Genomic DNA, 23,115 nt, shown 5'->3' on the forward strand with positions numbered 1-23,115 from the left:
GATACCATGAGAGATTTGATTGCTTGCGGTGGGGGGATGGATCAGAGCGAAGATGCGCCACTGATTGGTGTGATGAATGGTGGGGGACAGGGGAATCGATTTTTTCGTTTTGACAGCGGGAAGATCTGCGCATATTTTAAGGGGTTGATTCATTACCACCCTTTCTCAGAAACCTTTCTCAGAAATATATCAGGAGCATGCATCGATTGAAAAACGGAATCTTACGTCGTTACCCTGATGCCCATCCGTCCCGGGAACCGCTTTGCTCGGGGTGCGGACGGTGCCTGGGGGCCTGTGCTTTTTTGAAAGAGCATGGGAGCCCCCGTGAGATTCGTGACCTGGCGCAGACCCACCCGGAAGAGGCGTTTCGTCTTTCGTATCTCTGCTCTTTGTGCGGGCTTTGCACGGCCCTCTGCCCGGAAGGGGATGATCCCGCCGCTTATTTTCTCTCCTTAAGGCAGGAGGCGGTGAGGGCCGGGAAGGTGGCTCTGGCTTCGTACTCGACCCTGCTTGCTTACGAAGCCCGGGGGGTGTCGCGCCGGTTTACCTGGAGCCATCTTCCGGAAGGGTGTGATACGGTTTTTTTCCCCGGGTGCGGCCTGTCGGGGACGCGTCATGAGAAGGTGCTTCGCCTCTGGAACTACCTGCGCCAGTCCTCTCCCGCCATGGGCCTGGTGTTGGACTGTTGTACCAAACCTTCCCATGATCTGGGGCGTCAGGATGTGTTTGAAACCGCCTTCGGGGAGCTGCAGCGCTGGCTTCTGGATCAGGGGGTGCGCCGTGTGGTGGTGGCCTGTCCGAACTGCTTTAAGGTGTTTCACCAGTATGGAGAGGGCCTTAAGACCCAAAGCGTGTATGAGCTCATGGCGGCAGATTCCGATTTAACCCCGTCTCCCCTGACCGGCCCTCAGATGATTCATGACCCGTGCGCGGTCCGTTTTGACGTGGCCATTCATCAGGCCGTCAAGGCCTTGGCTCTGCGGAGCGGTGCGAGGATGGTGGATTCGACCCGAGGGGGCCGTCTGACCCACTGCTGTGGGGAGGGGGGGGCCGTGGGGGCGGTCTGTCCGGGGTATGCCGGTGCCTGGCGGGAGAGTATTCTGACCCGGCGGAAAGAGGGGGCGCTTCTCACCTACTGCACCGGGTGCGCGTCACGTCTGGGCCAGGGGGGGAAGGTCCGTCATATTCTCGATCTCTATTTGAATGGGGAGGGCGCGGTGCCCAGGGTAGCGAAAAGCCCGTTGACCTACGTGAACCGATGGCTGCTGAAGCGAAAGGTGAAGAACCTGTCGGAGCCTGCGGTGACGCGGGAGCGGCATATCCCCATGGACCGACCGGCAAAAGGCGGCCTGTGGCTGAAGTTGTTTATATGTTTGGGGCTGGTGGGAGCCGGGATGGTCCTTCACCGCTCCGGTTTGACCGATTCCCTGGCGCCGGAGGCGGTGAGGCAGTGGGTGGAAGGTTATGGCCTTGCCGCACCGGTTATCTTTATTGCTTTGTATTGCATCGGTCCCTGTCTTTTGCTTCCCGCAAGCCCGCTCACCCTGGCCGCAGGTCTTCTCTTCGGCCCGGTCATGGGCCTGATTTACACCATGGTGGGTGCCACCGGCGGAGCGACTCTGGCCTTTCTCACCTCACGCTACCTCGCCGGGGACTGGGTGCGCCGCAAGGTGGCAGGCACCGGTCTCGAACGTCTGGACCGAAAGGTGGCCGAGGAGGGGTGGAAGGTGGTGGCCTTTACCCGGCTGGTGCCCGTTTTTCCGTTCTTTCTCTTGAATTATGCCTTTGGGCTCACCCGCGTGCGCCTCTCCCATTATGTGGCGGCGACCTCGGTCTGCATATTTCCCGCCACCCTCGCTTTTATCCTCTTCTCCAGCTCCCTCCTGGATCTTCTCCAGGGACGGATTACCGCCCCCCTTGTGTGGGGGTTTCTCCTGCTGGGTGCGGTGGGGGTGATTCCTTTTCTCGTCAAACGTTTCTGGAAAAAAGTACCGTGATGTCGCACTCGACAAGGTAGGAGAAAGTGGATATGATACCAGAAAGTTAGCTAACCCGGCTTGCCCGAAGGGTGAGAAAATCAAACAGAATACCGTTGATTGCATTCTGCATTTTTGAAACGACTAAAAACATTACTGCAAAGAACTGTAATTATGAATTATTCCTTGGTTCTGATTGTTTTCTCATGAAATATCCGGGCTAAGCGGTAAGGGTGCCTCTCTTGCTGCCGGAGGTACGTTTTTGCCCCGTACTTTGCCCATAGAGGGCTGCTTTCATGAGCTGAATCGTTCTCTTTTTCTTTCGCTTCAATCCAGACTCTCAGGAGGGGTATGTCGCGTATTCGAGCGTTGCTTTGCGGGCTGTCTCTTTTTTATGCCACCTTCTGGCTGCCGGTGGCGGTCATGGTTTATACCCCTTTTTCGTACGATCTCTCCTGCCGGTTGCATAGCCGGTGTGCCCATTGGGAAGAGGGGCCGCCTCACGAGCTCATTCGGCAGTTGGCCTCGTATTTGACTCATACCGGGCAATTGTCGGCGCCGGCGTGGACCGAAAAGGAGCGGCAGCATCTGGCGGAGGCGCGGGCGCGACTGGACGTGGCCTCGTGGATGGCGGTGGCGGCGCTTTTTTTTCTGGGTCTTACCGCAACCCGGGGGATGCTAAGGCGATCTGCCCTGATTAATCTTTTCATTTTTCCCTTTCTTACGGGGGTCTTTCCATTTTTCAAGACCTTCTGGCGGGAGGTCTTTCACCCGCTTCTATTTTCCAATCATCTCTGGCTGAACACCCCCCTGGATGTCTCCTATTACCTGATGCCACGAACTTTTTTTTTCTGGATGATTGCCCTGGGGATCGGGTGTGCCATGGTCCTTAATGGCTGCCTGCTGGGGATTTTGTGGCGTAAGGGAAAAGGGCCGCATTCAGGGACGACGGACCAAACCTCACGGACAGGAGACGCAATGAAACGAATGGGTTGGATGGCGCTGGGATTGGTGTTGGGGGTTGTTTTAACTCTGGGATATCGGATGGTTACCGAAGAGAGGCGCCTTGCGCTCACCCTTGCCGAAGCGGTGGCGGAGAAAGCGAGGTTTCCGGTTGGCGATGTCAGTCCGAGCTCCGAGGGTAGAGCCCCGGCATTGATGCCCGAGGTGGCTGATGAAGGCAAACCCTTTACGCCCGACATGGACCGCCTTCGGGAGAGTCTCCCCGGCAATCTGGCGCTGCCTCCCAAGGATGAGGATGAGCAGTGGCTGCGTTCAGAAGAGAAAAAATCGCGAAACGAACTCTACGGCCGCATCAGCGCCAACATCGCATCGGAAGATGAGGTTCACAGCTATTATGAGGAACAGGCCCTCCTCACCCGGGACAGCATCGCCATGCTGGAGTGGATCCTGACAGAGTACGAAGGGGAGATGGGCGAACGTGATCTCGCGCGACACCGCTTCCTTCTGGAACAGTTCCAAAAACGCCTTGCGGCCATCCCCGACCGGCAGGCCCGGGTGCTTGCGCGAATGAAAGAGAAAAACACGAACATGCCTTCGGCAGGCAGGGGATAAATCCCCGGCCGCCGGTAACTATCCAGCATATGCCTCCGGCGGCCCTGCCGGGGGCTAAACTTTTGATCTGCCTTCGCCCAAGGGCTACGGCGCGACAAGAAAGTTTAACAAACAGGTCTTAAATACATATTTAAAATTTACGTCGGCCGGAGTTATTCCGGTTAAAGTCAACCTCTGGATTAAAAGAGAAGCTCCCGCAACTCTTGCGCTTGTGGCGTACAAGGCACCCCCTCACCCTTCACGCGAATGCGGACGCGAGGTGTCCAGAGTCCCGACAACTTTAGTTGCATTCGCAAACCCGCTTTCAAGGTGGCGTCACCTTGCCGCCGGAGGCTGCTTTTTAGCGTTTGGCGGGAGGAGAGCGCCAAGCGCTCTGGTTTAAAGTGCGCCCATGAGAAGATCGAGGAGATTCCAGAAGGGGTAGGGGCGGGTGAGCTCTTCTTCACTGGGCTCTTCGAGGATTCGCATGTCGGTCATGGATTGTCGGCTGTCCAGGAGGCTGTTGGCGTAGTCTCCCACGTTCATGCCGGTACCGGTGATGTGCGTGTCATCGAAGGAGAGGACGCAGGAGCAGTGGCTCTCGTTAAAGGGGCGGTAGTAGGGCACGAAGTAGCCGATGTTTTTATTTTTCCCGTAGAGGTCGTTGTACATGGCCAGCAGATAGGTCTGATCATCGCCCCACATGGCATGAATCTTGTCCGGCGTGGGGACGGGGTCGTAGAACCGGTCGTAGGAGTAGCCGGAGTAGATGGCGTCCCGTGTGAACTGGGTGTGAGCGAGTTTGTCATCAGGGTAGAGGTTGGAGAGGACGGTGTTCAGGGAGCCGTAGTCCTCTCGGTTAAGACCGTACTCATCGTCGATGTGGTCCAGGACGGTGCCAACCCCCCAGGCGTCCTGGATTTTTGTGTGGAGGGGGCCGGACCAGAGGTTCCCGGTCCAGTTGGGATCGATCTCGTCGGGAGGCGTCTCTGTGGTTGTGTAGTAGATGGGGCCGGAATCGTTAAGAAGGATGGCCTCGTCCACGTTATTTTTGAGTTTGTCGCGGATGAAGTGGTAGTTGAGAAAGGCCCCCGCTCCCCCGGCACTGCAGCCGGTAACCATGAGTTTCGGGATGGTTTTGAAGTGTTTTTTAAAGGGGCCATCGGTCATCCAGTCGAGAATCCCCTGGGTGTTTTTGAAACCGTTGTGGTGCCACGTCAGCTCGGTGTCGTCCTCGCTGGTGTAAATTGCGGTGTTGTCGCCGATAAAGATGTCTCCGGTGCAGTAAGGCACGAAGATGAGGGTCCAGTCCTGGGTGGCCACGCGTTCCCAGGGATGGGCACGGAAGATGAAGGGGGACATGATGGCGGGAACAGAGAAGCCTTCCATGTAGTCGTCGGGGATCCCGTTGGGGTTGGCTGCACCGCGGATGCCGCTCTGGCCTGAACAGCTGGGGTAGTCCCAGCAGGCTCCGCCCCCTTCGTAGTAGATGAGCACATTTTTGCTGGTAAGGGAGGGGTTGACGAAAAATTTGTAAGGGGATCCATTGCCGCAGACGTAGTCGACGCCGTCTTTTGATTCCAGCTGGACCAGGTTCCATTTGTAATACTGGATGTCCTCGTCACAGCCCCCGAAAAGAAAGGGGAGGACGAATACGATTACCAAAAAAGGGATGATGGACCATTTGCGCATGATGGCATTCTCCTGGCTTTGGGTTGGGAGGCGTAAAAAAAAATGGGGTGAAGAGGCCTTGATGGACGGCCGGCCGTGGGGGATGTATCAATGGCACGAAAAGAGGTCCGGTTGCCGGGACATCACATCTTATGGTGTGTATGGGATACGATTGGGCCTTGGTGGGATACTCCGATGGGGACGTGAAGCCCTGGGATGGGGGAACTATTAAATGGGATTCTGTATATTAAACGCCGTTCAGATGAAAAAATCAACGATTGATTCATTGCGGGGGGGCTCACTGTATTGTTGCGATGGTGAGGAACCCGTCGGTATAGAGGGGGATTACCGGGGTTTCAAAGTGGGGGGTCAGGCAGTCGGCCACGCTGATGAGGTGGACGGGGTGGGTGATGGACGCAAGGGTTGCTGCCAGCTTTCGGTAGAGGGGGGCGGTGGTTTTTGAGGGACGCACCGGGCGGTAGAGGTAGACCAGGGTGGTGTCGGAGAGGTCGGCTGAGAAAAGGTCTCCGTGGCGCCAGGAGATGCGGTCGTCCGGGATGCCCAAAACGTTCTGGTAGAGGCGTCCGGCGGCGATGTGACTTTTGGATAGTTCAACATGGAGGGTGTGCCGGTGGGGGGCCAGGCATTGCAGGAGGAGGCCCTGGAGGCCGTTTCCGGCTCCTAAGTCGGCCATGCGGGTCGCCGGGGTGATGAGTTCCCTGGCCATGAGAAGGGGCAGGAGTCCGCCGGAGAGGCCGTGGAGGCCTTTCTGGTCGTCGAGTTGCAGCTGTTCATCGTCGGTGTACCCGGCCCCTGCCGTGTGGAGGGTGCGGTAGAGCTCAAGGAGGGCGTATTCCTGCTCCTCCACGTCGTGGTCGGCTCTGGCTGTGAGGAGATGGGACTGCCAGTGACAGGTCTCCGGGGCGAGGTGCTGCACCTCAGGATGGGCGGCCAGGGTCAGGAGGGCCTGTTCAATCACCTGTGTTCCGGCGGTGTGAAAAATATTAGATCTCAGGCTTTTCTGGATGGCGTTGAAACGGAGTCTCTCGATGTTCATGGCATCTCCAGGGGTGGAAGGGGGGGGGGCATCGTGTCAGGCCCGTGAACGTCGGTGTATTCTAACGCACCCCAGCAGTCATAGCATAAGGGTTTGCGTCTGTAACAAAAAAAAGCCCTGCGGGCAGGCAGGGCTTTTGGGGTTGTGAGACGTAAGTGCGGCAGATCCCATTCAGGTGTCCGGGAATCAGTGAGCGTAAAAATCCTCTTCAGTGACCTTGTGGCTGAAGACGCTGTAAGCCCAAACCTGATAGCCGATGACCAGAGGGATGAAGATGAGCACCACCCCTAACATGATCTTCAGGGTCAGGGGGCTGGAGGAGTCGGTGAAGGCCGAGAGGCTGAACGCCGCATCCAGGCTGGAGGGAAAGAGGTTGGGAAAGAGTCCGACGATGCCGTAGAAGGTGGCTCCGAAGATGGTGGCGCAGGAGGCGAACCACGCTTTGAACCAGGCTTCCCGGGCGATAAAGATCCGAATGGCCAGCAGGGCGATCACGGTGAAGACAATCACCAGGAAGAGGGCCGGTTGCGCGAGGTAGTTGTTGTAGAGGTCGGTGGCGAACCAGCTGGCCCCCAGGAAGGTGACGGCGGCCACGACGAGCACCGGCCAGAGAATGCGTGCGGTGCGGATGGTCCGTTGCTGGAGGTCTCCATCGGTGCGGATGCAGAGCCAGAGTGCGCCGTGCAGGGTGAACAGGAGCACGAAGAGCACACCGCCGGCCAGGCCGTAGGGGTTGAGCAAGGTGAGAAGGGTGCCTTCGTAAACGCCGTCGCCGTTGAAGGGGATGCCCATGAAGATGTTGGCGAAGGCCACCCCGAAGAGAAGGGCGGGCACAAAACTGCCGACGAAGATGGCGGTGTCCCAGACCCGGGTCCAGGCCGGGCTTTTGATCTGATCGCGGAACTCAAAGGAGACCCCGCGGATGATCAGGGCGAAAAGGATCAGCATCAAGGGGGTGTAAAGCGATGAGAACATCACGGCGTAGACTTTGGGGAAGGCGGCGAAGGTGACGCCACCTGCGGTGATAAGCCAGACCTCGTTGCCGTCCCACAAGGGACCGATGGCGGCGATCATCGTGCGCTTGTCGGTGTCGTTTTTGCCAAGAAAGGGGTAGAGGGTGCCCACCCCGAAGTCAAATCCATCGGTAATAAAAAAGATGGCCCAGAGGAGCCCCCAGAGAAAAAACCACGTTGATTGCAAAACCATGTATCAGTCCTCCTAAATCAATTCAGAAGATGTGTGCTGCGTATGTGACGGCCTCGGGATGCTATACGGAAGCCTCACGGGCGGGTTCAGGACCGGTCCTGGCGTGTTTGATCATGAGCCAGAACCCCGCGACCCCTAAGATGCTGTAGACCACGACGAATCCGATGAGGCTTCCCAGGACCTGTACGGAGGCGATGGGAGAGGCGGCCTGGGAGGTTTTCATCAAGCCGTAGACGATCCAGGGTTGTCTTCCGACTTCGGTGAGGACCCAGCCTGCTTCAATGGTGAGCAGGGGCAAGGGGATAGCAAAGACGATGGCCGTCAGGAGTTTGGGGCTCTCAAGGAGCTTGTTGCGCTTGATAAAGGCCCAGAAGGTGAGAAAGATCATGAGGGTGGCGCTTCCCACCATGGCTCGAAAGGCCAGCGAGGTGATGAGCACCGGCGGTCTTTCGTCTTTGGGGATATCATTGAGTCCGATGATCTCGGCGTTGAAATCATGCTTGCCGAGGAAGCTGAGAAGGCCGGGGATACGCCCGAATTCAATCAGGTTTCGCTCGTTTTTTTCATCGGGGATGGCCAGGATAAAGGAAGGTGCTCGGGTGGTGGTCTCCCAGTGGGATTCCATGGCGGCCAGTTTGGCGGGTTGGGTATGGGTGACATTGACCCCGTGCATGTCCCCGGAGATGGCAACCACCGCAGCAGAGATGACGCCAAAGATCAGGGCGAGGCGAAATGCCCGGGTAAAGAGTTCGACGTTTTGCTTCTTCAGCAGGTGGTAAGCGCTGATGCCCATGACCACAAAGGCGCTGTAGAGGTAAGCGGCAGAGAGGGTGTGGGAGATCTCCAGGAGGGCGTACTTCTGGGTGGCGACGGCCATGAAGTCGGCGAGCTCGGCGCGGCCGTTTCTGATGACGTATCCCACGGGGTGCTGCATCCAGGCATTGGCGATGAGAATCCAGACAGACGAAAGGGATCCGGCCAGGGCGACCAGCCACATGACATTGGCATGCGCCCGCGCGGAGAGCTTTTTCCATCCGAAGATCCAGATGCCGATGAAGGTCGACTCCAGAAAGAAGGCGGCGGTGGCTTCAATGGCGAGCAGGGATCCGAAGATATCTCCGACATACTCGGAGTAGCGGGACCAGTTGGTGCCGAACTGGAATTCTAAGGTGATGCCGGTGACCACCCCTAAGGCCACGTTGATGAGAAAGAGCTTGCCGAAGAATCGGGTCATGCGCAGCCAGGTCTCATCGCCGGTTTTCGCGTACCGGGTCTCCATCATAGCCACCAGGACGGAGAGTCCCAGGGTTAATGGGACAAAAAGAAAATGGAACATTGTCGCAGCGGCAAACTGCAGACGGGAGAGCAGAACGACATCCATACATTCCTCCTTACATCCAGATCAATATCAGTATCAGCAACACGGACCATGGGTTTTTTTTATGATCTAAATAAAAAGGATGGTTCCGTGTGCCGTCTCTTGGGCAGACGTCAAAGGGAACCATCCCGAGAACGCTTATTACGTCAAGGCAAAGAGGATCAGCTTATCGCCTTTTTAACATCCAGAGGCTCTTTGCATTTGCTGCACAGGTGGGTTTTTTCCACCTCGTCAGAGAAGACTTCGTTGGCAGTGCCGCATTTTTTACACGTGACTTCAATAGGTTGAATGCTTTTGAAGGGCTCATGCCCAGGGCAATGGGGGGTGGTGTTCATGGGGGCCTCCTTTTTAAAGTGGCGCTTGGACCAGCGTTTATTGTGATCAGCGCATGGCGATTCTGTCTTGGGATCGAGATGCCGCTGCAGTCAAACGGGGGTGAAATGCGTCTAAAAAACCGATTGAAGAAAGTACAGCAAAACATATGCCAACGTTGTGTATGCATGTCGGACCATGCAGAACAGCGGGGAACAACAGGGGAGAGCTCTTTGTCCATGATTAACAGGGCAGCCTCTTGCCCAACTCGCAAATTATACTGATTAATGGGGTGTGGTGCAAAGGGAAATTATTTTTTGATGAGATCCCGAGGAGATGGGGCCGGAGGGAGCCCTTCCAGCGGCCACGTCGTGGTGGCGCGAAAAGAGACGCATCTGTCCCGTATTGCGATGAGACAGAGGGCGTGGCCGGAGGGGTGTCATTGTGGGTTTCTCTCCTATTTAAGGGGGTTGGCCGCGAGCCGAGGCGCAGTGTGGGGCCTTTGAGGCGGTGTGGGGCCTGGACGCGGCAGAGACGGGTGGGGTTTAATGTCTCATTTTTCTATTAATATGGAACAGGTGATGCAGCAGCTCGAGCCGGTGCCTGGGGTCAAAGGATGACCCCTTAATGCCGATGTCCGAGGGCTGGAGGCTCCGTCTTTTTTGGCTATAGACATTATTGGCTTGGAAAATGGCCACTTGACTTGACTTGTGCGGAAGAGGAATTATATATATGAGTCTGTTTATGGTGAGCTAATTGATGAACCATGAAATCCGTTGGTGGCCTTTTTCCTTCTGGAAACAGAGGCACGGGTCGACACTTTTGTTTCAATGGCACGAATATTGATTGATACCGATCAGAACCTCAGCGGCTGGGTCAGAGGATCGGTGAATACTTTATCATTTATCATAAGGAGAATGAGCGATGGGTCTGGGTTTTAACGCAAATGAAATTTTTGAGATGGCAGAACAGATTGAGAGAAATGGCGCTGCCTACTACAGGGAAGCTGCTGAGGCGGTGACCAATGACGCGGACAAAAAGTTTCTTATTGAGCTTGCCGAGATGGAAGATGATCATGAAGTGACGTTCGGCGATCTGAGAAAAAACCTGGGCGCCGATGAAAAATCTGAGCTCACCTTCGACCCGGAAGACGAAGCGGCTCAGTACTTGAAGGCCCTGGCAGACACCCGTGTGTTCTACGACAAGGCCTTGGACCTCTCCTCTATGACCGGAATTCTCAAAGGGGCCATTACCGCAGAAAAAGACTCCATCGTTTTTTATCTCGGCATGAAGGACCTGGTCGCCGGAAGCCGTGGCAAAGACCGTATTGATGCCATCATCAAGGAAGAGATGAAGCATATCAAGCTTCTCTCCGGTCGCCTTATGGCCATCGGTAAGTAACCGGAGCCGTTTTTTGTCCGGGATTCATGCCCGGCATGCAGAAGTACGACACCTGTTTCCTCGTTTGTGGGGGCAGGTGTTTTTTTGCCTGAGTTTCGTTGAAATCCTCCGGGTGGCGATTCGGTCAGGTGAACCGGTATCGATGGCTTTTTTACTCTCTGATGAGACCCCTCTCTCTGATTTTACTTGAAAATTGATCCAATAAAGTTTAAATTTTTACATCGATTATAAATTCTTCCTCAACGCATTTCATCCTTTTTTCTCTCCTGTTTCTACGGCTGCGTGTCACTGTAAATTTTCTTCCCGGATGTCGTTTTCGATGGTTCCCGGGACCTGTCTGCTCTGCTGTTTGTGAGGTTTTCGTCATTTTTCATTCCTTTTGAGTTCCCGCACATGCCGATCGATGGGGTGGTCAGGCCCCCTTGTCGGTATTTTTCATGAAGGAGGAACGGTATGACCCGACCTGCGTGGTTGAAAGGCAAAAATCCTCTGAAAATTCTGGGTTGGGGTGCCGGCTTCGGCATCGTGGTCACGGTTCTTCTGGTGCTGGCCTCTGGGTTTATGATCGAGTCCACCAACACCGATAAATTTTGCATCAGCTGTCATTACATGAATCCTTTTCGTGATGCCTGGCGGGCTTCCGCGCACGGCGGTGCCAACCCGAGGGGGGTGGTGGCCCAGTGCGTGGACTGCCACCTGCCCCATGGCAGCTACCTGCAATATCTGGTCGTGAAGGCCCGGACCGGTGCCAACGACTATTACCATAACCTGTTTATCGACCCCTACACCTACGACTGGGCGGGCAATGCCGAAGCGCATCGCCAGTCGTTTACTTTTGACAGTGCGTGCATGTCCTGTCACATGGACCTGACTCCGCCGGGGATGCGGCGAGGCGGATTTCTGGCCCACAGGGCCAAATTACGTGGTGAAACAGAGAAAACCTGCAGCCAGTGTCACCCCCATGTGGGGCATCGTGACATGCTGGAGATGGCAGACCGTTATTTTTCCAGGGAGAGGGCGATGTAGGCCTGTGACGTGATCTTTATGATGAAAGGGGAGACGTTCATGTGGACTTCAGGCAAGCGCGTGGTGATGTGGATGGTGATTTTTTTGATGGGCATGGCGACTCAAGGGGGGGCCGAGGTCACCTACCCTGATCTTGCGGCCAAGGAGTTCAAGATTGTTCGGGGATACAGTCAGGAGGCGCTGGCCTGTATCGAATGCCATGCCGCCAAGACCCCCGGGGTGGTGGAGGGGTGGAAACTCGGTAAAATGGCCCACGCCGGGGTCTCGTGTTACGATTGTCACACCGTAACCCAACGATCTCCGATGGCCTCTCAGTGTGAGGGGCTCAAAGGGTCCGAGACCTATATCTCACCCATGGTCTCCTCGGGAACCTGCAGCCGGTGTCATCCCGTGGAGGTGGAGCAGTTTCAGAAGAGTGGCCACGCAAAATTGGCCGGTATACCGGTGATTGAAAATAAAAAATTTCTCAAGCTGATGTACCATTTTGAAGGGGCTGAGTTCATAGGGAATCCCATGGGGTCGCCCTCCAATCGAGCCGCTCGGTCGAGCGGGTGTCAGATGTGTCATGGCACACAGGTGGAGGTGGGGGCAGACAACAAGCCGATCAAGGAGACCTGGCCTGGTGGGGTGGGGACCCGTTATCCAGATGGCACCATCGGCAACTGCACGGTGTGTCATACCCGCCACACCTTTTCCATTGCAGAGGCGCGGAAGCCCGAGGCGTGCGCCAGCTGCCACCTGGGTCCCGATCATCCCAACATTGAAATTTATACCGAGAGCAAGCATGGCCAGGTGTTTCTCGCCCATGGAGACGAGTGGGAGTGGGACAGCGCACCGGACACCTGGGAGCCGGGGGATTATACGGCGCCCACTTGTGCCACCTGCCACATGAGTGGGATTGGCGAACTGGGCACCACCCACAATATCAATGAGCGGTTGAAGTGGGATCTGGTCCACCAGCGCAGCGAGATTCGAAGCGGGGTGCGCGGGGATGGCAAAAAGGGCGAAGTCCTGATGAAAAAAGTGTGTGCCAATTGCCATGGAACGACCCACATCAAGGTTCAGCGTGACACCCTGGACAGCACGGTCGCGCTTTACAATCTTTACTGGGACAAGGCGGTGGTGATGAAAAAAGACCTGGAGGCCCGAAAGCTCCTCAAAGACGACCCCTGGAAAGATGGTTTCCAGGAGTTGATGTATTACCTCTGGCATCATACCGGGCGCAGGGCGCGTCATGGCGCGGCCATGGGCGGGCCGGATTATGCGCACTGGCATGGGTTCTTCCAGATATTTCAGGTCTACAAGGACATGGAGGCTCTCTACAACCTGCGGGTGAAGACAAACGGGATCGAGGCCTTGAGCCCTGTGATGAGCACCGGCCCCCTTTGATGGTGGGGTGAGCCGAGGGACTTGGGGGCGAAACTGCATGCGGTTTCGCCCTCAGGTCGTTTGGCGGCATGTTATTTGCTGTGCTTTTTATGACTGAGAGATCACAGTTTCCCCGTCTCTGAAAGACGTTCAAGTCCTTCAAGGTCCAACAAGGCGATCTCCCGGCCGGAGACCGTGATGAGCCCCTGGGCCGCCATTTTGGATTGAATGCGGGAGAGGGTCTCAGGGATGGTTCCCAGAAGGCTGGCCAGCTGCCCTTTGGAGATGGTCAGGGTCACCCGATGTCGATTTCCCTGTTCCTCGGCGAGGAAGAGCAGGTGGGAGGCGATACGTCCCGGGACCTCTTTGAGGGAGAGGTTTTCGACTTGAACGGTAAATTGTTTGAGTCGTGTGGACAGGACGGCCAGCAGCTTCATGGCCAGGGAGGGGTCCTTGGCGATGAGGCGGATAAAGGCATCTCTGGGAAAGAAGAGCAGGACGCTTTTCGCCAGAACGGCGGCGTTGGCTGGAAAAGGAATCCCGGCGAAGACGGCCACTTCGCCGATGGGCTCCCCGGGACCAAAGATATGCAGGATCTGCTCTTTCCCTTCCGAGGAGGTCTTGAAGACCTTTACCTGGCCTTCGACGACGATATAGAACCCGTCGCCGGGATCTCCTTCGGAAAAGACGAATTCTCCCTTTTTATAGCTCTTTTGAATCGCCAGATTGGTCAGCAGGTCGAGGTGGTGGGACCCCAGCCCGTTGAACAGAGGAACCGAAGCAAGGATGACAGGGGGCTTAAGGGGCATGGGGGCACTCTCTCCTGAAATGTGGGTGTTTAATCGGGTTCACCCCGTTTTGATCCAGGGCGCTGTGTTTTTTTACGTTTTTGCATTCTCCTTGACCTAAGTCAAGGAACGCGGAGGGCAGATGGCGTAGATAAGAGACACGTAAATAAGAAAAGAGCTTCATTTTCAAGAACACGGTTTTTCTTTTAAAAAATAAATAAATGGCCCTGACGCTTGGTGATGGTAGATGCCGGCGGGCATGACTCGGGTCCGGTAGACACATGGCAACCATAAATAAGAGCGAGGAGATCGACATGTTTTGTTATCAGTGCGAGCAGACAACGAAGGGAACCGGGTGTACCAAGATTGGCGTGTGCGGCAAAAAACCTGAGGTGGCAGCTCTTCAGGATCTGTTGATTCATGCCGTGAAAGGCCTTTCACTCTATGCGGTGAAAGCGGCCGAGATGGGTCATCGTGATGAGAAGATGGATCTTTTTACCTGTGAAGCGATTTTCTCCACCCTGACCAACGTTGATTTTGATCCGGCCCGTTTTGTGGCACTCATCGCTGAGTGTGAAAGCTACACCCAGGCACTTAAACAGAAGACCGGGCTCAGCCTGGAAGGGCCCTCCTGCTCTTGTGCGGGGAAAAGCCAGGCCGAGCTGGTGACTCTGGGTGAAAGCGTGGGCGTCAAGGCCGATCCAAGCCTTGACGAAGACATTCGTTCCTTGCGGGAACTCCTCGTTTACGGCCTGAAGGGGCTGGCGGCTTACGCAGACCACGCGGCCATCCTCGGCCAGAAGGATCCGGTCGTCTTCGCCTTTGTTTATGAAGCGATGGCCGCTACGGTCAATGATGGGCTGGGCGTCAACGATCTCGTGGGGCTTTGCCTCAAGTGCGGTGAGGTGAATATTCGTGCCATGGAGCTTCTGGACGCCGGGAACACCGGGACCTACGGTCATCCCGTCCCCACCGTGGTTCCCCTGGGCGCCAAGGCGGGCAAGGCCATCCTTGTGTCCGGTCATGACCTGAAGGATTTGGAACTTCTGCTCAAACAGACCGAAGGCAAGGGAATTACCATCTACACCCATGGTGAGATGCTTCCCTGCCATGGGTACCCTGGGCTGAAAAAATACGATCATTTCCATGGTCATTACGGCACGGCATGGCAGAACCAGGCCAAAGAGTTTGACGCCTTTCCCGGGCCCATTCTCATGACCACCAACTGCATCCAGAAGCCCAGAGAAACCTACAACGACCGTATCTTCACCACCGGTTTGGTGGGGTGGCCTGGTGTGGCGCATATTGGGGACAGCAAGGATTTTACACCGGTCATCGACATGGCGCTGGCCTGTGACGGATTTCCCGCCGACACCGACAAGGACACCGTCATGGTGGGTTTCGGTCACAACGCCGTTCTCGGTGTGGCAGACAAGATCATTGCGGCGGTAAAGAGCGGGGATATCCGTCATTTCTTCCTGGTGGGTGGATGTGACGGCGCCAAGCCGGGACGTAACTACTACACCGAGATGGTGGAGCAGATTCCTTCCGATTGCATCGTCTTGACCCTGGCCTGCGGAAAGTTCCGTTTCTTTGACAAGAAACTCGGCGACATTGGCGGCATTCCCAGGCTCCTTGATGTGGGGCAGTGCAACGATGCGTATTCAGCGGTGAAGATTGCTTTGGCCTTGGCCGATGCCTTCGATTGCGGTGTGAATGAGCTTCCCCTCTCTTTTATTCTCTCCTGGTATGAGCAGAAGGCCTGCGTCATTCTTCTCTCCCTGCTCCACCTGGGGATCAAGAACATCAAACTCGGGCCCACATTGCCTGCGTTTATTTCGCCCAACGTCCTCAACGTCCTGGTGGAAAATTTTAACATTGCCCCCACCGGCACCGTAGAAGACGATTTGAAGGCTGCTCTGGGGTAACTCCTCATCAACATTCATTGGGTGTCAAACGTTAAGATCTGTTTGGCACCCTTTCGAAAGGTTGTCCCCCAACAGGGCTGCCAGAGGCTTTTCTCAACCACCCAGTGATGATCTCACCCAACCCAAGGGGGTGCACCATGAAATGTCCAGGTCAGGATACCCAATATTGGGGGGCTGGGGCTATTTTTGAAGCCGCCTGCCCCGATTGCGGGGCCACGGTGGAGTTCTTTAAAGACGACACCCTGCGCACCTGCCGTGGGTGTGGAAAACGACTGGTGAACCCCAAGCTCGATTTCGGATGCGCCTCCTATTGCCAGTTTGCAGAATCGTGTATTGGTTCCCTGCCGCCTGAACTTCTGGCGGAAAAACGGAGTTTTATCAAGGATCGGGTGGCGGTGGAGGTGAAAAAACGCTGCGGGAAAGATTTCTCTCGTATTGGTCGGGCCGCACGTCTGGCGGGCCATGCGGAACACATCGCGGCCCAGGAAGAGGGGGCGGATCTCGCTGTTCTTCTTTGCGGGGCTTACCTGACCGCTCTCTCACCCGAGGAGAGGGTCGAGGTTTTTTCCACGATTTCCGCTCCAGAAGGGCTCGTTACTGAAGTGATGGCCGTTCTGGAGGGGCTCTCATCAAAGGATGGGGGGAGTGATAACCAGTCGATCTTGCAGGACGCATGCGAAATCGCTGACGAAGAGGACCGCTGCGGGGGAGATCCCCTTGACGAGGTGGCCTTTCAAGGCGGGCTGGCCCGCCGGCTGAAGACGGCCGGTGCAGAAAAAACGGCTCGCAGCGCCCTTGTCCGCGGATAGGATTTGATCACCCAGGATCCTGTCCTGCCGGATGAACAGGGCGGGTAACAAGACATGTATGCCGAAGAATAAGGCTTAAAATAGAAGGGGAGTGCCCATGAAGATCATGAGAAAAATTATCGAAATTGATGAGGACAAATGCACGGGATGCGGAGCGTGTGTGCCTGCGTGTGCCGAAGGGGCCATTGAAATCATCGACGGAAAGGCCAAGGTGATCAAAGACCTGCTTTGTGACGGTCTGGGTGCCTGTATTGGGGACTGCCCGGAGGACGCCCTGCACATTGTGGAGCGTGAGGCCGATGCGTATGATGAGGAGGCCGTTCATAAGCATCTGGCGGCGCAGGAGCGCACAGACAAAGGGGCGCAACCGCCAGCTGCAGAGGCCGGTTCCGGTTGTGGGTGCCCTTCGGCGACTCTCATGGATCTGAAGGCTCCGTCGCCCTGTCAGAGCGCCAACATTCCCAAGGATCAATTGTCCGGTGTCTCAGCCTTGTCTCACTGGCCGGTACAGATTCGTCTCATTCCGCCCACGGCGCCTTTTCTGAAGGGGGCCGATCTTCTGGTCACCGCCGATTGTGTGCCGGTTTCTTACCCCGATCTTCACACCACGTATCTCAAGGGACGCAAGGTGATGCTGGGGTGCCCCAAGTTTGACGATGCCCAGAGCTACATCGAAAAGTTTCGGGATATTTTCTCCGTGGCCGGTATCAAGAGCGTCACGGTGCTCCTCATGGAGGTGCCCTGCTGTTCCGGATTGCCGATGATTGTAAAAAAAGGGCTTGAGTTATCTGGAGCCGATGTCCCGATAACGGAGGTGGTGATCGCTCTGGATGGGACGATCAAAGGGTAACCCCTTCGCGATATTGTATAAATGAGGTTGGTGGGGTATGGTGAATCATATCCCACCGGCATGAATCCTGCATCTGATCCTCTTAAAGAGCTCCGTATCGGTGATACAGGTGAGGTCCTGCTTCCCTTCGAATAGAAAAAAGTGGGGGCGGTCTCATCTGCCGGTCAGCTCGATCTGGTTTCATTTTCGAACGAGACATGAAGTCACAGCTCATCGACCTGCTGAAGCAGGCCCAACACCAAGATTTGGTGGCCGTTCGTCTCCGTTGAAGGTTCTACGTTGTTCTCCGCATTATTCGGCCATCAAGGGGAGTGAATGATGGAAAAATCGGATAAGTCGATCAAGAAGATCCTCGCCATTAAAGATGTCACCCAGTGTGAGGCCACCGGTCTTATGCTGGAGAAGGCAAGAAAAGACGGCGTTAAGTTGGCTTTTGACCGGGCTGCAGAGATGAAAGCCTGTCCTATCGGTGCGGAATCCGCCTGTTGCAAGATGTGCTACATGGGGCCGTGCCGCCTGAACGCGAGGGACCCTTATAGCAAGGTGGGTGTGTGCGGGGCGACCATCGATACCATTCAGTCACGGAACCTGGCGAGGATGGTGGCCTCTGGTTCTGCGGCGCATAACGACCACGGCATGGCTGTCCTTGAACTCTTTAAAGGGGTCGCGTCCGGTACCATCACCGATTACTCCATCAAAGACCCTTACAAACTGGAAGCCCTCTGCGTTGAGCTGGAGATAGAGATCGCGGGCATGAGTATCCAGGAGATGGCTCTGGCCCTGGCGGCCGAACTGGAGAAAACCTACACACAGACCGAAGGCGAGATCCCCTTTATCAAACGCGTGCCGGCCAAGACCCTTGAAACCTGGCGTAAGCTCGATATCGTCCCTCGGGGGGCGATGATCGAGGTGATGGGCATCATGAGCCGCACCCATATGGGCTGTGATCAGCATTACAAGAACATGACCAAGGCCATCAGCAGGACGGCTCTGGCCGATGGCTGGGGCGGGTCCATGGTGGCGACAGAGTTGGGGGATATCATGTTCGGCACCCCCTCCCCGGTGCAGGCCGATGTGAACTTCGGTGTTCTTAAAAAAGATCATGTCAACGTCATTGTCCACGGGCACGAGCCCAATCTCTTCGAATCCATGCTGGCGTCGGTTAACGATCCGGCCCTGACCCAGATTGCCCGGGACAAAGGGGCAAAAGGGATTAACCTGGTGGGGATGTGCTGCTCCGGTGCAGAGATGATGTCTCGCCACGGCGTTCCTCATGCCGGGAACTTTATGAGCACTGAAGCCGTGATGGTCACCGGAGCCGTGGATGCCATGGCCGTGGATATTCAGTGCATTCAGCAGGGGCTGGTGAAGACCGCCGATTTTTATAAAACCCACCTCATTACCACCAACCCCCGATGTCATATCGAAGGGGCACGACACATCGAATTCGAGGAGCATACCCCCAGGGCGTGTACCGATGAGATCATCACCCTGGCCATTGCCCGGTTTGCCAATCGCGGGGTGGAGGTGGATATTCCGCAGATTGTCAACAAGGGGATCCATGGATTTTCCCATGAGTACATCAACTACATGCTGGGCGGCACCTTCCGCGGCGGCTATGCCCCCTTAAACGATAACATCATCAACGGTCGTATCCGGGGTGTGGCAGGCGTCGTGGGCTGCGTCAATCCGCGGGTCAAACAGGATTGGGTCCATGTGGAGCTGGTGAAGGAGCTCATCAAAAATGATGTGCTGGTGATCCAGACCGGATGTTCTCAGATCTCCCTGGCCAAAGAGGGCCTCCTCGTTCCGGAAGCGGCGTATCTGGCGGGTCCTGGTTTGCGGGAGGTGTGTGAGGCGGTGGGCATGCCTCCGATTCTTGGCCTGGGCTCCTGTGTGGACAACACCCGGATTTTGATGGCCGCCACCGCCATGGTGAAACAGGGCGGTCTCGGTGATTCCATTGCCGATCTTCCTGTGGCCGGTGCGGCTCCGGAGTGGATGAGTGAGAAGGCGGTGGCCATCGGGCAATATTTCGTGGCCTCAGGTGTTTACACCGTCTTTGGGGTGGGGTTCCCTACGGTGAAGAATACGAAGTTTCATGAGCTGTTGTTCGGCGGCCTTGAAGATCAGGGCCTTGGGAAGTGGGGGGTGACCCCGGATCCTTACGAAATGGCGGCCATGATGATCGCTCATATCGATAAGAAACGTCAGGAGTTGGGCATCGACAAGTCCCGCGAACGTGTGCTGATGGACATGGCCACGCGGCGTGAACTGGCCTTGTAAACAGGTGACAGGGCGGGCGAAAAAAGGCAGTATCGTCCGCTCTGTCGACATTTTCAGGGCAGGCTGGGTCCGACCGCCGCACGGGCAATGATGTGCTGGCGCGGGGCCCCATGGCCTGTGTAGACTTCATGCAGGATAAAACGATGATTCTATTTGATGGCATCTACTCCTGGTCAGGCAAGACAAGCACCGGAAAACGTCCGGTGAGCTGGTGGCCGGGATCCTACAGGGTGAAGATTGTAGATATCTCCGATACAACCCCGCAGGGGGTGTTTCACATGAAGCCGGTGATCTGCCTGTTTGCCGATACGGGCAAAGGGTTTAATGTGAGAAATCATTTTCAGTATTTTGCCCAATCTCTCTGTCAGGAGTTCGGGATGGCTTTGACCAAGGTCTTGTGGGTGGAGTTTTTTGCGGAGGCACGCGCCATGGAAGTGGCCACCTTGAAAGAGGGGACGATGGTCGGCCGTGAGATGCTTTATACGGTGGATTGGCGACTCGTTCATGAGGACGAATCCGCACTGATAGAGACCCATAAGGGCCTCTTGAATGTCCCTGTTGACTGAGTTGTTTTTACGCACCCGATCGAGGGTTTCCAAGCCCTGATCCCTTTTGAAATGTTGCTCACGGCAGTGAAAAAAACCAAAACCATCGGCGCGTTGTAACGATGGTGAAGAGGACGTGGAATGGTATGAAATGGACGAAAGAGGCAGAGACAGAGATAAAGAAGGTTCCCTTTTTTGTCCGGAAGCGGGTGAGGTCCCGAGTGGAAGAAGAGGCGAAGAACGCGGGTTTGGAAGAGATCTCCCTCACAGAGGTTCATCAAACGCGAGCCCGGTTTTTAAATAAGATGGAGGACGAAGTGGCTGGGTTTCAGGTGGAGTCTTGTTTCGGTGACGGGGGGTGTCCGAGAAAAGCCCATGGAAGCCAGAAGCTTCAGCAGCGGGTGACGACTTTCCTGGAGGCGGAAGATATTCGGGGCTTTTTGAAGAAGAGTGTCTCCGGGAAGCTTAAATTTCACCATGAACTTCGCGTGGCCTTTGCCGATTGCCCCAACGCCTGTTCGCAACCCCAGATTCGAGATATCTGCATCATCGGTGCGGTGGTCCCGGAGACCGGGGAGGTCCCCTGCACCCAGTGTGGGGCCTGCGAGGCGGCCTGCGCAGAAAAAGCCCTTCTGCTCACCGACGAAGGGCCTGTGATCGATTTTGAGACCTGTCTGCTCTGCGGGCGATGTGTGGATGCCTGCGACGCCAGTACCCTGGTCGGCCTGCGCAAGGGGTATCGGATTTTGCTGGGGGGACGCCTGGGACGCCATCCCCGTCTCGCCATGGAACTGCCTGGCATTTATGATGAAGAGGCAGCCTATGATATTGTTCGCCACTGTGTGGCGGACTACAAAGCCAGGAGTACTCATGGGGAACGGTTTTCCCGTCTTTTTACGGAAGAAAATTATCAGGAGGTGACGGTTCGTTTTCTTCCCCGGTCTTTGATTCCCGTGGGGAGTCTGAGACCCTGAGGCCATGATGCGGATTTTTTTTGCTCTTCTTCGGCTTTAATTGGCGAGGTGGGGGAAGAGGGCATGTGAGGTTGGGACCTTTCAGATCGGAAGGCTTTCGGGTGAGGAGGAGACCATGGCAGAGGCAGACAGGCAGGAAATCAAGGTAGCCGGCATGAATTGCATGCACTGTGCCGGTGCGGTGACCCGGGCGGTGGAGGCGGTGGCTGGAACGGCGTATGTGATGGTCAGCCTCGAGACGGCCTGCGTCACCTTCGAAGCAGAAGAAGACGGGGTCGTGGGACGGGTCAAGAAAGCGATCACCGCGGCCGGGTATTCCGCGACATGAGATCCCGCGTTTTTCAGGGCGATTGACTTTCCTATCATAATATTTTAACTAAGTGCATTATGAGTGGATTGTCTTTGAACAACATAGTCGGTAACGTCCGGAACCTGGAGCGCATCCTGGATAATCTCAAAGATGGGATTGTTGCCCACGATTTCCAGCGCAGGATTTTTTACTTTAACAGTGAAGCCGAGCGCATTACCGGATTCTCCCGGGAAAATGTGATCGGAAGAGATTGCCATGACGCCCTGGGTGGACCGTTATGCGGTGCCCGCTGCTCTTTTTGCGGTGAGTCTGTCGATCTGGCAGAAACCACCTGCTATCGAACCAATATCGTGACCCGTCAGGGGGAGACCCGGACCGTGGAGATGACTGTCTCCATGATGCGGGATGATGAAGAGCAACCCTTCGGGGTGCTGGCCGTCTTTCGGGATTTGACCGATCTTATGGAGTTGCGTCGCCGGGCCGGTGAGAGGGTGAGCTTTTCCAATATTATTGGTCGGGATGTGAAGATGCTCGACGTGTTCCAACAGGTGCGCGACGTGGCGGAGTATGATTTTCCTGTTCATCTCTTCGGGGAAACAGGCACCGGTAAAGAGCTGGTGGCGGCAGCCATTCACAACGAAAGCAGGAGGGGGGGCGGTCCCTTTGTTCCCATTAACTGCGGGGCCTTGCCTGAAAATTTGATCGAGAGTGAACTCTTCGGCCATGTGAAAGGCGCCTTTTCCGGGGCCATCCGGGATAAAAAAGGGCGTGTTGAGCTGGCAGAGGGCGGCACAGTGTTTTTAGATGAGGTGGCCGAACTCTCTTTGGAGATGCAGGTCAAGCTGCTTCGATTTCTTCAGGAGGGTACCTTTGAGAAGGTGGGGGGCGAAAAGACCCTGACCTCCAATGCCCGGATTATCAGCGCCACCAATAAAGACCTGAAGAAAGAGGTGAAGGCCGGGCGGTTCCGGGAGGACTTTTATTACCGTTTGAATGTGATCCCGATTCTTTTGCCTTCTTTGCGGGAACGCAGGAATGATATTCCGCTTCTCGTGGATCATTTTCTCGACAAGTGCACCCAGCGTCAGGGGCGTAAATCGCCGGATTTTTCGAACGAAGCCATGCGTCTTATGGTGGTGTATGCCTGGCCGGGCAATGTTCGGGAGCTTGAGAACGCCGTTCAGTTTTCCATTGTCCGTTGCAAAGGAAATAGTATTCTTGCCTCGGATCTTCCCATGGAACTCGGGGTGATGCGTGAGGAGTCCGTCAAGCGCGGCCCAACGCGAAAATTAGACGAAGCATCGGTTCGGGAGTCATTGGTCAAAACCGGTGGCAATAAGGCCAAGGCGGCACGTGTCTTAGGGGTTGGACGGGCGACCCTTTATCGTTTTCTTGACGATCACCCCACCCTGGGTGACGAGTAACTTATTTTAAGCCCTGAGATGATGGTTTAGCCCGGATATTTCATGAGAAAACAATCAGGCCTAAGGAATAACTCATAATTACAGTTCTTTATGGTAATATTTTCAGTCGTTTCAAAAATGCAAAATGTAATTTACGGTATTCTGTCTGATTTTCTCACCCTTCGGGCGAGCCGGGTGCACTCATCTGCCGCGTTATCAGAGCTTTGAGGTAAACCACTACATCTTCAGCTCTGATGCCTTGCATATGAGCGC

At 55.7% G+C, this 23,115-nt stretch carries 18 protein-coding genes; 13 read left to right on the forward strand and 5 right to left on the reverse strand.

Annotation, left to right across the window (positions count from 1 at the left end; translation table 11 throughout):
- Nucleotides 1-197: 197 nt before the first annotated feature.
- Both Q1Q75_RS19575 and Q1Q75_RS19580 read left to right on the forward strand, forming a co-directional pair.
- A complete protein-coding gene (locus Q1Q75_RS19575; protein ID WP_300674203.1) occupies nt 198-1,997 on the forward strand; it encodes a VTT domain-containing protein in 1,800 nt (599 codons plus the stop codon).
- Nucleotides 1,998-2,327: 330 nt separating this feature from the next.
- Nucleotides 2,328-3,551, forward strand: coding sequence for a DUF1461 domain-containing protein (locus Q1Q75_RS19580; protein WP_300674205.1), 1,224 nt, complete (start codon nt 2,328-2,330; stop codon nt 3,549-3,551).
- 378 nt (nt 3,552-3,929) lie between these two features.
- Here the strand turns inward: Q1Q75_RS19580 and Q1Q75_RS19585 are convergent, their stop codons facing one another.
- The 4 genes from Q1Q75_RS19585 to Q1Q75_RS19600 all read right to left on the reverse strand — a co-directional run bounded on the left by Q1Q75_RS19585 (nt 3,930) and on the right by Q1Q75_RS19600 (nt 8,845).
- Nucleotides 3,930-5,222, reverse strand: coding sequence for a pectin acetylesterase-family hydrolase (locus Q1Q75_RS19585; protein ID WP_300674207.1), 1,293 nt, complete (start codon nt 5,220-5,222; stop codon nt 3,930-3,932).
- Between the two features lie 277 nt (nt 5,223-5,499).
- Nucleotides 5,500-6,258 carry a hypothetical protein gene (locus tag Q1Q75_RS19590; protein WP_300674209.1) on the reverse strand — a complete coding sequence of 253 codons (759 nt, stop codon included), beginning with the start codon at nt 6,256-6,258 and terminating at the stop codon, nt 5,500-5,502.
- Between the two features lie 186 nt (nt 6,259-6,444).
- Nucleotides 6,445-7,464, reverse strand: coding sequence for a cytochrome d ubiquinol oxidase subunit II (cydB, locus tag Q1Q75_RS19595; RefSeq protein WP_300674211.1), 1,020 nt, complete (start codon nt 7,462-7,464; stop codon nt 6,445-6,447).
- A gap of 61 nt (nt 7,465-7,525) precedes the next feature.
- Nucleotides 7,526-8,845, reverse strand: a complete 1,320-nt coding sequence (locus Q1Q75_RS19600; RefSeq protein ID WP_300674213.1) for a cytochrome ubiquinol oxidase subunit I — start codon at nt 8,843-8,845, stop codon at nt 7,526-7,528.
- 1,233 nt (nt 8,846-10,078) lie between these two features.
- Between Q1Q75_RS19600 and Q1Q75_RS19605 the strand changes: the two genes are divergently transcribed.
- From Q1Q75_RS19605 to Q1Q75_RS19615, 3 genes are all read left to right on the forward strand, one after another.
- A complete protein-coding gene (locus Q1Q75_RS19605; RefSeq protein ID WP_300674215.1) occupies nt 10,079-10,555 on the forward strand; it encodes a ferritin family protein in 477 nt (158 codons plus the stop codon).
- 453 nt (nt 10,556-11,008) lie between these two features.
- Nucleotides 11,009-11,581: a NapC/NirT family cytochrome c gene (locus tag Q1Q75_RS19610; RefSeq protein ID WP_300674218.1), complete on the forward strand. Its 573-nt coding sequence runs from the start codon at nt 11,009-11,011 to the stop codon at nt 11,579-11,581.
- A 39-nt stretch (nt 11,582-11,620) separates the two neighbouring features.
- Nucleotides 11,621-12,970, forward strand: coding sequence for a multiheme c-type cytochrome (locus tag Q1Q75_RS19615; RefSeq protein WP_300674220.1), 1,350 nt, complete (start codon nt 11,621-11,623; stop codon nt 12,968-12,970).
- A gap of 101 nt (nt 12,971-13,071) precedes the next feature.
- On the opposite strand, the gene Q1Q75_RS19620 is transcribed toward Q1Q75_RS19615, so the two are convergent.
- Entirely contained in the window at nt 13,072-13,758 is a 687-nt protein-coding gene (locus Q1Q75_RS19620) for a Crp/Fnr family transcriptional regulator (protein WP_300674222.1), read from the reverse strand.
- Nucleotides 13,759-14,051: 293 nt separating this feature from the next.
- Between Q1Q75_RS19620 and hcp the strand changes: the two genes are divergently transcribed.
- The 8 genes from hcp to Q1Q75_RS19660 all read left to right on the forward strand — a co-directional run bounded on the left by hcp (nt 14,052) and on the right by Q1Q75_RS19660 (nt 22,863).
- On the forward strand, nt 14,052-15,665 hold the full coding sequence (hcp, locus tag Q1Q75_RS19625; RefSeq protein ID WP_300674224.1) for a hydroxylamine reductase: 1,614 nt from the start codon (nt 14,052-14,054) through the stop codon (nt 15,663-15,665).
- A 137-nt stretch (nt 15,666-15,802) separates the two neighbouring features.
- Nucleotides 15,803-16,474 carry a phosphohydrolase gene (locus Q1Q75_RS19630; protein ID WP_300674226.1) on the forward strand — a complete coding sequence of 224 codons (672 nt, stop codon included), beginning with the start codon at nt 15,803-15,805 and terminating at the stop codon, nt 16,472-16,474.
- A 97-nt stretch (nt 16,475-16,571) separates the two neighbouring features.
- Entirely contained in the window at nt 16,572-17,324 is a 753-nt protein-coding gene (locus Q1Q75_RS19635; RefSeq protein ID WP_300674228.1) for a 4Fe-4S binding protein, read from the forward strand.
- Between the two features lie 315 nt (nt 17,325-17,639).
- Nucleotides 17,640-19,610 carry an anaerobic carbon-monoxide dehydrogenase catalytic subunit gene (gene cooS, locus Q1Q75_RS19640; RefSeq protein WP_300674230.1) on the forward strand — a complete coding sequence of 657 codons (1,971 nt, stop codon included), beginning with the start codon at nt 17,640-17,642 and terminating at the stop codon, nt 19,608-19,610.
- 143 nt (nt 19,611-19,753) lie between these two features.
- The gene (locus Q1Q75_RS19645) at nt 19,754-20,176 is read left to right on the forward strand and encodes a hypothetical protein (RefSeq protein WP_300674232.1); all 423 of its coding nucleotides are present in this window, start codon (nt 19,754-19,756) and stop codon (nt 20,174-20,176) included.
- Nucleotides 20,177-20,301: 125 nt separating this feature from the next.
- Complete coding sequence (locus tag Q1Q75_RS19650; RefSeq protein WP_300674234.1) at nt 20,302-21,129, forward strand: 4Fe-4S dicluster domain-containing protein; 828 nt, start codon at nt 20,302-20,304, stop codon at nt 21,127-21,129.
- Nucleotides 21,130-21,244: 115 nt separating this feature from the next.
- Complete coding sequence (locus Q1Q75_RS19655; protein WP_300674236.1) at nt 21,245-21,457, forward strand: heavy metal-associated domain-containing protein; 213 nt, start codon at nt 21,245-21,247, stop codon at nt 21,455-21,457.
- Between the two features lie 74 nt (nt 21,458-21,531).
- Nucleotides 21,532-22,863, forward strand: coding sequence for a sigma 54-interacting transcriptional regulator (locus Q1Q75_RS19660; RefSeq protein ID WP_300674238.1), 1,332 nt, complete (start codon nt 21,532-21,534; stop codon nt 22,861-22,863).
- Nucleotides 22,864-23,115: the final 252 nt, after the last annotated feature.

It is taken from the genome of Desulfoluna sp. (assembly GCF_030145185.1).
GTDB lineage: Bacteria > Desulfobacterota > Desulfobacteria > Desulfobacterales > Desulfolunaceae > Desulfoluna.